Origin of the sequence: Nocardia sp. NPDC050793, assembly GCF_040654065.1 — a bacterium.
Taxonomy (GTDB): Bacteria; Actinomycetota; Actinomycetes; order Mycobacteriales; family Mycobacteriaceae; genus Nocardia.
In genome coordinates this window covers 658,031-669,910 of record NZ_JBFAHG010000001.1, presented here as the reverse complement: position 1 = coordinate 669,910, position 11,880 = coordinate 658,031, and the positions used below count along the sequence as shown (strand labels likewise).

General features: G+C 69.4%; 12 protein-coding genes and 1 pseudogene. 6 read left to right on the top strand and 7 right to left on the bottom strand.

Features of this window, described 5'->3' with window-relative positions; all coding sequences use genetic code 11:
- Positions 1 to 3: 3 nt before the first annotated feature.
- Positions 4 to 942 carry a helix-turn-helix domain-containing protein gene (locus AB0H50_RS03025; protein ID WP_357445824.1) on the bottom strand — a complete coding sequence of 313 codons (939 nt, stop codon included), beginning with the start codon at positions 940 to 942 and terminating at the stop codon, positions 4 to 6.
- A gap of 214 nt (positions 943 to 1,156) precedes the next feature.
- On the opposite strand from AB0H50_RS03025, the gene AB0H50_RS03020 reads away from it, so the two are divergent.
- Both AB0H50_RS03020 and AB0H50_RS03015 read left to right on the top strand, forming a co-directional pair.
- Complete coding sequence (locus tag AB0H50_RS03020; protein ID WP_357445821.1) at positions 1,157 to 1,582, top strand: DUF6010 family protein; 426 nt, start codon at positions 1,157 to 1,159, stop codon at positions 1,580 to 1,582.
- A gap of 196 nt (positions 1,583 to 1,778) precedes the next feature.
- Entirely contained in the window at positions 1,779 to 2,168 is a 390-nt protein-coding gene (locus AB0H50_RS03015) for a hypothetical protein (protein WP_357445819.1), read from the top strand.
- Positions 2,169 to 2,296: 128 nt separating this feature from the next.
- On the opposite strand, the gene AB0H50_RS03010 is transcribed toward AB0H50_RS03015, so the two are convergent.
- The 5 genes from AB0H50_RS03010 to AB0H50_RS02990 form a co-directional block, all read right to left on the bottom strand.
- Positions 2,297 to 3,925 carry an FAD-binding oxidoreductase gene (locus tag AB0H50_RS03010; RefSeq protein WP_357445816.1) on the bottom strand — a complete coding sequence of 543 codons (1,629 nt, stop codon included), beginning with the start codon at positions 3,923 to 3,925 and terminating at the stop codon, positions 2,297 to 2,299.
- Between the two features lie 63 nt (positions 3,926 to 3,988).
- Positions 3,989 to 4,924, bottom strand: coding sequence for an SDR family oxidoreductase (locus tag AB0H50_RS03005; protein WP_357445813.1), 936 nt, complete (start codon positions 4,922 to 4,924; stop codon positions 3,989 to 3,991).
- On the bottom strand, positions 4,921 to 6,399 hold the full coding sequence (locus AB0H50_RS03000) for an NAD(P)/FAD-dependent oxidoreductase (RefSeq protein WP_357445810.1): 1,479 nt from the start codon (positions 6,397 to 6,399) through the stop codon (positions 4,921 to 4,923). The genes AB0H50_RS03005 and AB0H50_RS03000 overlap by 4 nt, the downstream gene beginning before the upstream one ends.
- A 43-nt stretch (positions 6,400 to 6,442) precedes the next feature.
- Positions 6,443 to 7,465 (bottom strand): PDR/VanB family oxidoreductase, encoded by a 1,023-nt coding sequence (locus AB0H50_RS02995; RefSeq protein WP_357447222.1) that lies wholly within the window; start codon positions 7,463 to 7,465, stop codon positions 6,443 to 6,445.
- 47 nt (positions 7,466 to 7,512) lie between these two features.
- A complete protein-coding gene (locus AB0H50_RS02990) occupies positions 7,513 to 8,388 on the bottom strand; it encodes a metal-dependent hydrolase (protein WP_357445807.1) in 876 nt (291 codons plus the stop codon).
- A 274-nt stretch (positions 8,389 to 8,662) separates the two neighbouring features.
- Between AB0H50_RS02990 and AB0H50_RS02985 the strand changes: the two genes are divergently transcribed.
- The 4 genes and pseudogenes from AB0H50_RS02985 (at position 8,663) to AB0H50_RS02970 (ending at position 10,879) form a co-directional block, all read left to right on the top strand.
- Positions 8,663 to 9,358: a type 1 glutamine amidotransferase domain-containing protein gene (locus AB0H50_RS02985; protein ID WP_357445804.1), complete on the top strand. Its 696-nt coding sequence runs from the start codon at positions 8,663 to 8,665 to the stop codon at positions 9,356 to 9,358.
- Positions 9,259 to 9,987: a TetR/AcrR family transcriptional regulator gene (locus tag AB0H50_RS02980; RefSeq protein ID WP_357445801.1), complete on the top strand. Its 729-nt coding sequence runs from the start codon at positions 9,259 to 9,261 to the stop codon at positions 9,985 to 9,987. Before AB0H50_RS02985 ends, AB0H50_RS02980 begins: the two co-directional genes overlap by 100 nt.
- A pseudogene (locus AB0H50_RS02975) lies at positions 9,983 to 10,108 on the top strand (aldo/keto reductase); the annotation flags it as partial. The gene AB0H50_RS02980 and the pseudogene AB0H50_RS02975, both read left to right, overlap by 5 nt.
- Positions 10,109 to 10,297: 189 nt before the next feature.
- Complete coding sequence (locus tag AB0H50_RS02970) at positions 10,298 to 10,879, top strand: TerD family protein (RefSeq protein WP_357445798.1); 582 nt, start codon at positions 10,298 to 10,300, stop codon at positions 10,877 to 10,879.
- A 60-nt stretch (positions 10,880 to 10,939) separates the two neighbouring features.
- On the opposite strand, the gene AB0H50_RS02965 is transcribed toward AB0H50_RS02970, so the two are convergent.
- Complete coding sequence (locus AB0H50_RS02965; protein WP_357445795.1) at positions 10,940 to 11,848, bottom strand: LysR family transcriptional regulator; 909 nt, start codon at positions 11,846 to 11,848, stop codon at positions 10,940 to 10,942.
- Positions 11,849 to 11,880: the final 32 nt, after the last annotated feature.

The window sequence follows — 11,880 nt, the reverse complement described above, 5'->3', positions numbered from 1 at the left end:
TCGTCAGCGGAAGGTGCGCCGGTAGGTGTCGGGGCTGACGCCCGTCGTGCGCTTGAAGCGATCGCGGAAGGCGGTGGGGGAGCCGAAACCGGCTTGGGCGCCGATCCTCTCGACGGTGTGATCGGTGGTTTCCAGCAGATGCTGCGCGCGGTGCACGCGGGCGCGGTGCAGCCATCGCAGCGGGGTGGTTCCGGTCTGCTCGCGGAATTGACGCAGCAGGGTGCGGGTGCTCGTGCCCGCCTCGGCGGCGATCTCCGGGAGGGTCAGGTTGCGGGAAAGATTGTCCTGCAACCACATCAGCAGCGGTTCCAGCGCGGAGCCGCGCGGCGTCGGCGGCAACGACTGGATGATGAACTGGGCCTGCCCGCCTTCGCGCTCCAGCGGCATGACCGACAGCCGGGCGGCGTCGGCGGCCACGGCCGACCCGTAATCGCGGCGGATCAGGTGCAGGCACAGATCCAGCCCGGCGGCCGCGCCCGCGGAGGTGAGGATCTGGTCGTTGTCGACGTAGAGGACGTCGGGGTCGACGGTGATGTCGGGGTGTGCGCGCGCGAGCGCGTCGGTGGCGGCCCAATGCGTGGTGGCGCGCAGGCCGCTCAGCAATCCGGTGGCGGCGAGCGGGAAGGTGCCCGTGCAGATGGATGCGATCCTGGTGCCCGCGGCGGCGGCTCGCCGCAGGGCGTCGGCGATCGCGGGGGAGGGCGGGGCCGTCGGGTCGGCGACGCCGGGCACGATCACGGTGTCGGCTCCGGACAGTCCGTCCAGGCCCCACGGCGCGCGCAGCGTGAACGCGCCCGCGTCGATCTCCGGCCGTTCGGCGCAGACGCGGACCTGGTACGCGGGGCGGCCGTCCGGCAGGCGGGTCCTGGTGAAGACCTCGATCGGGGTCGACAGATCGAAAGGGATCACCCGATCCAGGGCCAGTACCGCGACCACGTGCATGGCTACAACGTACCTATGCCACGGCTTCACGCCATCCGAATCAGGTCGGGCCGAATCGCCGATGCTTTTGGTTTCGTGAGGTAGCTGGGTGTTGGCGATTTTCTGTTGCTCCCTGGCACAAATGCCACTGGGTGACCCCAAATCCTCTCGATAACTTCGGTGGCGATCCGCAACGGATCTCGTTTCGATCCCCGGCCCCAGGAGTTGTCCCACCATGAACTATGTCGCGCCGCTGCTCGTCGGCGTCGTCTACATCACGCTGATGTCCCTGATCCGCGAACCGCATCGCCGCCAGTTCAACGCCGTCATGGTCGCGGGCGCCGGTGCCGCCTACCTCAGCGGCGGCGGCTTCGGCGCGGCGGAATTCGCGTTCACCGCGGTCGTCACCTACTGCGCCTACCGGGGCTTGCGGTCGTGGACGTTCATCGGCATCGCCTGGCTGCTGCACACGGCCTGGGATTTCCTGCACCACCTCAAAGGCAGCCCGATCGTGCCCTTCATGCACGACTCGTCGCTCGGCTGCGCGATCTGCGACCCCGTCATCGCCGTGTGGTGCCTGCGCGGCGGACCCGACGTGATCGCCTGGACTCGTGATCGCCTGCGCGCGGTCGTATCTCGGGAGCCCATGCGCCAGCCGTAGCACTTCCGCGCGGCGAGATCCGCGGCGATTCGGATCCATCCACACCGGGTTCGGCGATCGGCACGGCCGTCGCTGTAACCCTGTTTCACCAGGATATGGCCGGGTACCCGGCCAATGAACGGAGGCGAGCGACGCGCACGCCTCAGCGGACGGTCGCCCTCCGCGATGACGTCGAGGCCGAGAAGAGGAGCCGACGATGAGCAACAAGGAACGACCGGACGTCTCGCATATTTCCGATGTCCTGCGGCGGGACGGGGACCGGGTGAAGCGGCGGCTCGGCGAGGCGGTCGGTGGACTGAGCGACAAATTCGATGTCCCTACCCGCGCCGAGGACAAGATGCATCACGCCGCGGACGCGGCGCGGCACCGTGCCGCCGACGCCAAGCATCACGCCCGCGACACCGCGGAACATGCCCGCGCGCAAGTCGGGCACCTGGTCGACCGCGCCACCGCGGGCGTGCCCCCGGTGGCGGGCGTCGGTAAGCGTGTGCTCGGCGCAGGCCGCGGGCGGTCGCTGCCGATCACGGCGGCCGCGATCGCGGGTGTGGTGCTGGTCTGGTGGATCACGCGGCGGAGGCGGGCGTAACGACGTTGTACAAGCCGCTCGGCATGATCGTCGGCGTACCGGGCGGCTGCGCGAACGCCGTGTTCACCCGGGTGTGGTGCCGCGCGAGGGGTGAGGACCGAGCGCGGTAGCCGCCTGTCTCGGCCGCGTCACGGACGCCGGTCCGGCTGGGCCGGGTCGATCAGAACGCCCGGGTTGAGGATTCCGGCCGGATCCAGTGTCGACTTCGCCGCGCGCAACGCGGCGGCGAACGGATCCGGCCGCTGGCGGTCGTACCACGGCCGGTGGTCGCGGCCGACCGCGTGATGGTGGGTGATCGTCGCGCCGTTGCTCGCCAGAGCCTCCGAGACCGCGGCTTTGATCTCGTCCCACTGCTCCACGGTGCGGCCCCACTGCCCGGCGGCGTACACGCCGAAATACGGCGCGGGACCGTCGGGATAGACGTGGGTGAACCGGCAGCTGACCACCCCGGTCACACCGAGCGTGTCGAAGGCGGAGGTCGCCGCGGCCAGCACCGCGGCGCGCAGCGCGTCGAAACGGTCCCAGGTGCAGGCGGTTTCGAAGGTCTCCACGATCATGGACTGCGCCGCGAGCGCGTCGCGCTGGTAGGGCATGCGCAGGAACGAGGACCGCCAGGTGTCCGCCGCGCCCGCGCTCGCCTTGTCTTCGGCCGCGTCCGTGGTGCGCACGCCGTCCGGAAATCGGCCGCCGTGCTCGCGACAGATCTGCACCGCGCGCCGCATCGGCTCGACCACCGGATGGTCCGCCGACTCGAACCCGAGCACCAGCACGCCGCCCGCGGACGCGGTTCCCGCGTTGAGAAAAGCCTCCACCGGATCCAGCAACCGGCAATTGGTCGGAAACAGCCCGGACTGCGCGATGGTTCTGGTCGCGGCGACGGCCTTCGAGTAGTCGTCGAAGTCCACCGAAGCGCCCGCCCGCCAGCGCGGCCGGTCCTGCAACCGCATCCACGCTTCGGTGATCACACCGAGAATGCCCTCGGAGCCGAGGAACATCCGATCCGGCGCCGGCCCGGCACCCGACCCCGGCAGCCTGCGCGATTCGCTCACGCCGATCGGGGTGACCACCCGCAGCGACTCGACCATGTCGTCGATGTGGGTGTAGACGGTCGCGTAGTGGCCACCGGCGCGGGTGGCCAGCCAACCGCCGAGGCTGGAGAACTCGAAGGACTGCGGGAAGTGGCGCAGCGTCAGATCGTGCCCACGCAGTGCGTCTTCCAGCGCCGGGCCGAGCATGCCCGCCTGGATGCGCGCCGCGCGGCTGGTGCGGTCGATCTCCAGAACTCGGTTCAGGCCACCGAGATCCACGGCGATCGTCGCGGGATAGTCTTCGGCGCAACGCGGTTCGACACCGCCGACGACCGAGGTGCCGCCGCCGTACGGGATCGCCGCGACTCCGGAATCGGTGCACCAGTCCAGAATGTCGATCACGTCCCGCTCGGTGCGCGGGCGCACGACCTGATCGACCACGTGGTCGACGCGGCCGAGCAGATTCCGCACCACGTCGCGGAAGGCCTGCCCGCTCGAGTGCGCCACGCGATCGACGGGATCCTCGGAAGCCAACGGGGCCAACGCATCCGGCACTCGCACCCGCGGCGCGGGTAGTTCCAGCGACGACAGCTCGGGCGGCTCGTGCACGGTGAGATCCGCGCCGGGCAGCGTCGCCGCCACCCGGCGCGTCAACGCCGCGCGCTCCTCGCCGGTCACGGCGTCCACCACGTTCCCCCAGCCCCACCACGACCGCGTCGCCATCCGCATCCTCTCCACGGCTCGAATTGACTCGATAGTAAATTAGCTATGAGTCAATTCACAACCACGTCGTCAGGCATCGATCGCGCGACTCCGGTCCGCGCGAATGCGCTGCTCCAAGCGGTTCGTCAGCGACCGCACCCGCTCGTCGGTGCTGAGGTGCTGATCGAGAACCACGTTCAGCGCACCGCGCAGCATGGCGTACGGCTCCCAGCCCGCGGGAGCGATGGTGCGGGGCGCGCGCCGCGCGATGCCGTCGGCGATGGACGCGGCGGCCTCGGTGGGGCTGATCCGCTTGTTCAGCGGCCAGGGCAGCAGGTCGCCGATTTCGGCGCCCATGTCGTCGTCATCGAGCGTCTCGTGGGTCATCGCGGTGTCGACGATGCCGAAATAGGCCACGCCCGCCGTCGCCCCCGAGGCGGCGAGTTCGACGCGCAGCGTCCGGCCGAACTGCTCGACGCCCGCCTTGCTCACCATGTACGGCGACCCGCCCATGCCCGGTGCGAAAGCGGCGCAGGACGAGACGACGACCACGTGCCCGCGCGCGGCGACGATGTCGTCGAGGCTCGGGTGGACGGTGTTGAACACGCCCGTCAGATTCACCGCGAGGACGCGATCGAAATCCGCCGGATCCATCAACCGGATGCTCGACGGTTTCGGCACGACGCCCGCGTTGGCCACGACGACGTCGATGCCGCCGAAGCGCTCGCGGACTCTGTCGATCGCCTCGCGCATGCCTGCGCGATCCGCCACGTCGGCGCCGATTCCGACGGCGCGGCTGCCGAGCCCGGCCGCCGCGGCGGTGGCCGCCCTGCCGTCGATGTCGACCAGCGCGAGACGCGCACCCCGCGCGTACAACAGCCGGGCCAGCGCGTATCCGATCCCCGTGGCGGCGCCGGTGATCACCACGACCTTGCCCTCGACCTCGTACCGTCCGGCGCTGCCCGCCAGCGCGGACGGGACCGCCCGCAACAGCTTTCGCACGGTGTGCAGGGTATGCGCACTCATCGGACACTCGCTTCGTAGGACGCGACGTCGAATTCGGCGACGCGGCGGCGGTAGTGAAAACTCCAGTCCGGATATAAACCGGCGTTGCGGCCGTCGGCGGTGGTGTAGTAGCTGTTGCAGCCGCCCTTCAGCCAGACGGTCTCCCTGCTGCGCTCCTCCATCTCGTCCAGGAAGGATCGCTGCACGCCGGGGTGCACCTCCACGCGGCGGATGCCCTTGTCGCGCATCGTCTTCAGCGCGTCGATGATGTAGCCGATCTGGGCCTCGATCATGTAGATGGCCGATTGGTTCCCGGCCGCGCCGAACGGGCCCAACGTGCAGAACATGTTCGGGAAACCGGCGGCGGCCGCGCCGAGATAGCTGCCGGGTCGTTCCCGGTACGCCTCGGCGATCGACCGGCCGTCCTTGCCGAGGATCCGCTCGTACAGCTGCGGCAGCGACCCGAATCCGGTGCCCCAGACGATGGTGTCCACCGGGTATTCCGCGCCCGTGTCGGTGACGATCGACCGCGGCCGGATCTCCGCGATGCGCTCGGTGACGACTTCTACGTTGTCCTGGGCGAGCGCAGGGTAGTACGCGTCGGAGAAGATGGCGCGCTTGCAGCCGATCATGTAGTCGGGCGTGAGCTTCTCGCGGAGCTCGGGGTCGCGAACCTGCCGGTGCAGTTGCCACCGCGACAGCGCCTGGAACGGATGCCGGAAGCGCCGGTCGACGAATCCGACCAGGCCGAAGCTCTCGATCCCCGCGAAGTACGCGCCACGGATCGCCTTGCCCAGCACGGGCATTCGCCGCAGCAGCGCGCGTTCCACGCCCAGCGTCCTCCGGTCCATCCTGGAGACTATCCACGGCGCGGAACGCTGGAACACCGTGAGCCGCCGGGCGATCGGCTGGATCTCCGGGATGAACTGCACCGCCGACGCGCCGGTGCCGATCACGGCCACACGCTCGCCGGTGAGGTCGTGCCCGTGATCCCAGTGCAGCGAATGGAACTGCGCGCCTTCGAAATCGCTCAGCCCGGGGAAGCCGGGAATCTTGGCCTCGCTGAACGGGCCGACCGCGGAGATGAGCACGTCGGCCGTGAGCTCGCCCCGCTCTGTCTCGATGCGCCACCGCAGCGCGTCCTCGTCCCAGCGCGCGCGGAGCAGCGGGGTGTCGAATCGCATGTGCCGCACCACATCGTGGCGCTCGGCCACCGAGCGCAGGTAGGCGAGGATTTCCGGCTGGGTCCCGTAGGTGCGTGACCAATTCGGGTTCGGCGCGAACGAATACGAGTACAGGTGTGATGGCACGTCGCAGGCGCAGCCCGGGTATGTGTTGGCCTGCCAGGTCCCGCCCAGCCTGCTCGCGCGCTCGAGCAGGACGAAATCGTCGAAACCCGCTTCGCGCAGCTTGACGGCGAGGCCGATACCCGCGATGCCCGCGCCGATCACGACGATCGCGCGGTGCTCGGGGTCGGTTCCGCTCGGTGCGGACATGAGGAGATTTTCCTTTCCAGAACGGGCGCCGTTGCCCGTGGGGTCAGAGATCGAGGACGAGGTCGTCCCCGAGCGCGCGCGACACGCAGGTGAGCATGGTGGAGTCCCGCTCGGACTCCGGAAGCAACCGGTCGCGGTGGTCGATCTCGCCGGCGAAGACCCGCGTCTTGCAGGTGCCGCAGAAGCCCTGCCTGCACGAGAACGCGGTGCCGGGGCGCACGCGCAGGATGGCGGCCAGCGCGGACTCGTCGCCGCCGACGTCGACCGTCTTCCCGCTGCGCAGCAACGTGATACGGAACGGTGCGCCGTCCTGGACGGGAAGCGGGGAGAAGCGCTCGGTGTGCACCGAGGCGGTCGGGTCGGTGGCGGAGAGCACGCGGCGCGCGGACTCCATCAGCGGCGGCGGACCGCAGACGTATACGGCGGCGCCGCGCGGCGCCTCGGCCATGAGGGCATCGAGATCGGGGACGCCGAACTCGTCGTCCGGCCGCACCTCGAGGCGGCCGCCGCGGCAGCGCTCGAGCCGTGCCAGGAACGGCATGCTCGCCCGCGATCGCCCGAGGTAGATCAACCGCCACGGCGCGCCGCGGCGCGCGCACTCGGCCACCATCGGCAGGATCGGCGTGATGCCGATGCCGCCCGCGACGAACAGGTACTCCGGCGCGTCGACGAAGGTGAAGGCGTTGCGCGGGCCCCTGATCTGCAGCAGGTCGCCTTCTCGCAGCTCGTCGTGCACCTCGCGGGAACCGCCGTCGCCGTCGGCGAGGTAGCGCACCGCGATTCGATACGTCTTGCGGTCGAAAGGATCGCCGTTGAGCGAATACTGCCGCTGGCGGCCGGACGGCAGGGACACGTCGATGTGCGCTCCGGGAATCCAGGACGGCAGATCCGCGCCGCTGGGCGACCGTAGCGTCAGGCCGATCACGTCCTCGGCCTCGATGACGCGCGCGTCGATCCGCACCTGGAGCTCGAAACCCGTGCGGCGCACCGGTTTCGGTCGCGAGAGCAGACCGGCCGTCGCCTCGGAGGCAAAGGCGCGCTTGTAGGCGCCGAGCAGACCCGCCACCGCGCGCGCCGGGAGCGGCGGACGATAGCTCCCGGTCACGACGGCGCTCACGCCTCACCCGCGCGGGCCGCGGGCGACTGCGCGAGGTAGCGAATCGCGTTGTCCATGGGGCCGAGCTGGGACGGGTGGAAACCCGGCCGCAGATAGCGCGGGATCTCGGTGACGAACGTGGTGAACCGCGGAATCACACCGCGGGCCGAGGCGCTCAGCATCTGGAGCGGCCAGTGTCGTCCCTTGTCCGGCTCGGGATCCTTGTGGAACAGGTAGCCGCCGGAGATCACGAACAGCGCGAGCAGGCCGAAGCTCGCCAGCAGGCTGGTCCGCGCCTTGCGGAAGTATCCGCCGTCGACGTGCATGTACGCGTCGTAGACCACGCTGCGGTGCTCCACTTCCTCCGCGCCGTGCCAGCGGATCAGATCCAGCATCGCCGGGTGCATGTTCTTGGCCTCGAGCTGGTCGTTGGTCAGCAACCACTCGCCGATGACCGCGGTGTAGTGCTCCATCCCGGCGAACAGGGCGAGCCGCTCGCAGAGCCACTCGTGCTTGGCGCGCCCGGTCAGGCCGTGATCGCCGAGCACCCGATCGACCAGCCAGGACACGGTATCGACCATCGGGCCGACGTCCAGCCCGATCGACTCGAGATGCTTGCGCGCCTTCTCGTGCGAACTGGCGTGCATGTTCTCCTGGCCGATGAACCCCTGGATTTCCTCGCGCAGCCGTTCGTCGTCGATGAGCGGCAGCGTTTCGGCCAGCGCCTGCGCCATGGCCCGCTCGCCCTCCGGCAGCACCAGGTGCATGACGTTGATGATGTGGGTCGCCATCACCTCGCCGGGGATGTAGTGCATGGGGACCGAATCGAAATCGAACCGCACGTCGCGCGCGTGTATCGCGTGCGCTTGGTCGTCGTACGCCGTTGTGGTCATACCGCCGTCCTCGCGTCTCATCGTTGAAACAGGCTCTCCTGACGGTATTTGTTGACATCACATGATGTCAACAGATGCGCTGCCATAGAAATATCGATGTCTCACATCTCGATTCCTATTGGCGATGCCCGGGGAATCGGGCCTACCGTCATCGATGTCGCCACTGACGGATCGGACGCGAAACGTCAGTCGGTGGACATGGCGACCTGATCCGGACCGGACGACGTGCACCGATGACCGAACCCGCCGCGGGTTCCGAACAAGGGAGACGAGAATGGCGAAAATTCTGTTCGTGATGACCGGTGTCGACTACTGGACATTGGCCGACGACACCAAGCACCCCACCGGATACTGGGCCGAGGAATTCGTCGTGCCCTTCGAAGCGCTGAAAGGCGCGGGCCACCAGGTCGTGGTGGCCACCCCCGGCGGCGTCGTGCCCAGCGTGGACAAGGGCAGCCTCGCGCCCGAGGTCAACGGCGGCCAGGAGACGGCCGAGCACCGGGCGAAGGTGGTGTCCACCAGTCCCGAACTCGCCGAACCCATCGCGCTGGCCGACGTCGACCTCGACGAGTACGACGCCGTGTTCTACCCCGGCGGGCACGGGCCGATGGAAGATCTCGCCGTCGACGCCACCTCCGGCGCATTGCTCACCGCCGCACTGGATTCCGGCAAGCCGCTGGCCGTGGTGTGCCACGCGCCCGCCGCGCTGCTCGCCGCGACCAAGGCCGACGGGACCAACGTCTTCGCGGGCTACGCGCTCACCGGCTTCACCAATGCCGAAGAGACGCAAGCCGGTTTCGCGGACAAAGCCAAGTGGCTGTTGCAGGACCGGCTGGTGCAGATCGGCGCCGACTTCCGCGAGGCCGACCCGTGGTCGCCGAACGTGGTTGCCGATCGCAATCTGATCACCGGCCAGAACCCCGCCTCCTCGGCAGGCGTCGCCGAGGAGCTGATCAGGAAACTGTCCTGATCGTGGCCGCCGATCGGCTCGACGAGGTCCTCGATGCCACCTACGAGTGCCTGGCGCGATACGGCGTGCGGCGCACCACGGTCGACGACATCGGCGCCACCATGGGCGTGTCCCGGTCGGCGGTCTATCAGTACGTCCGCGGCAAGGACGACGCCGTGCGCAGGCTCGCCGAGCGGCTGCACGATCAGGCGCTCGCGGGCGCCCGTGCCGCCGCGTCGGCGGATGCCGCTGCGGCCGAACGCATTCGGGACGTCCTGGCGGCGAAACTGGAGCTGGTGCTGCGGCTGCGCGGCGACTCACCGCACGCGGCGGAGTTGCTCGACGCCGAGGCGCGCCTGTTCGGCGACATCTGCGCCGAATTCACCGGCGATCTGCGCGTGCTGCTGATCGAGCTGTTCGACACCGCGGGCGTGGCGGGTTCCGTGCCGCCCGCGACCGCCGCCGACATCTGCGTCGCGCTGGTGATCGGCTTGGAATCCGCCGCGAATCCCCGCGAGTTGTTCGATCCGGCGATCGACGCGGTACTCGCCGGGCTGCTCGGCGCTCGGTCGTCCGCTGGTTCCTCGCGCGCCGGATTCGGCGCGCCCGTCGCGGCATTTCCGGGCATGATGCGCGGCGCGGGCACGTAGCCCGGCGCCCGCGGTGATCCTGCCGATCCCCGGCACCTCCTCGGTCGCTCACGTCGAGGAGAACATCGACGCCGCGCGAATCACGCTCTCCGACGACGAATTCGCGGCGCTGTCCGCCGCGGCTCGATCAGGAGCCGCTGCCCGGCCGTGCCCGCGAAAGGCACGGCCGGGCAATCCCGCTCATCGCGTCGGCCTGATTCGTGTTGTACGGCGGCGAGGTTCATGGGTAGTGTCGTGGTCGAGACCAGGGGCGTTGCGCCCGAGCGAAAGCCACCGCCGAGACTCGGACGGTAGAAGGGGGACCGCACCCATGATCACGCTCCGGAAAGAAGACGGCGCCGCGGATCTCGCCGGCATCGTCAAGCTGAGTGTCGGGGTGAGCTGGGACCCCTCGGCGGGCACCAGCGGCGGAGCGCTCGGCTGGGCGCGCCGCAAGCGCGGCGTCGACCTCGACCTGATCGCGATTCTCATGCAGGGCAGCGAGCCGGTCCGCTTCGCGGGCCTCGATTCGCTCGACCCGCTGGGCAACGGCGCGGTCCTGCACAGCGGCGACGAGCAGACGGGTGCGGCCACGGGCGATGACGAGACGGTGCACGTCACCTTCGCCGACGTGCCGGGCGGCATCGACGCCATCGTCTTCGTGGCGGCGGCCTTCAAGAAGGGCAGCTCGTTCGAGAAGGCGAACAACATCTCGTTCAAGATCTACGACGCCACCGGCGGCAACAGCCAGCAGGTCGCCGACATCTGGCCCTCCCTGCTCGGCACCGACAACGCCAATGCCGTGGCCCGCGCCTTCCGCAACGGCGGCGCATGGCAACTGGAAGTCCTCAACCGCAAGGGCAAGATCAAGCAGGGCGACAAGCAGGCGCTGCTCCGCTTCGCCATGCAGTAGGCAGCCCACGTCCAGCCCGTTCTCGGGTGGCCGTGCGACGCCCACCGACCGCCGCGGCCGTCAGTCGGAACGAGGAGCGCTGAATGCCTCGTGAAGCGTGTCGCGTAGCCAGCGTTGTGCGGGGTCGGCGTCGAGCCGCGTATGCCAGTGCAGTCGCACATCGATTTCCGGCAGGTCCGCGGGGATCGAGAACCAGCGGATGCCGAGGGTCCGGCCGTATTGTTCGGCGAGGCGCTGGGGGATGAGTCCGACGTAGTCGCTCGCGGACACCAACAGCGCGGCGACGGCCGAGGTCGGCACGACGACGGCGACGTGGCGTTGCAGGCCCGCGGCGGCGAGCGCGTCGTCGAGCGGTCCTCGAGCGCGCCCCCTGCGGGAGGCCGAGACGTGGGGATATCGGCACAGCTGCGCCAAGGTCGGGCTGCGGCGACGGCCCAGTGCACTGCCCGACCGGACGACGCCGACCAGTCGTTCCCGATACAGGACGGCGTTCCGGATATCGGGAGCGTCGACGTCGCCGACACCGACGTCGAGGTCGACCGAGCCGTCACGCAGCGCCTCGATGCTCTCGCTTCCTTCGGTCACGAAACGCAAAGTCACGCCGGGCGCCGCGGATACGGCGTCGACCGCTGTCGTCACCAGCGTCGCCGCGACGCCGTCGTTGATGCGAATGGTGAACGTGCGCTGCAATTCCGCGACGGTGATCTCCCGGTCGGCGTTGATCAACGCCTCGGCTTGGTCGAGCAGTGACCGCACTCGCGGAGCGGTGCGCAGCGCGAACGGTGTCGGCGCGAGCCCGCGACCGGCGCGCACCAGGATCGGGTCGCCCATCGTGCGCCGCAACCGGCCCAGCGCCCGGCTGGTGGCCGGAACGGACAGATTCAACTGTTCCGACGCCGCCGTGACGCTGCCTTCCCGCAGCAGTGCGTCGAAAACGCGCAGGAGGTTCAGGTCGAGCTGCCCAGGCACAATTGCATACTACGCAATCGTCAGTTGTAAAA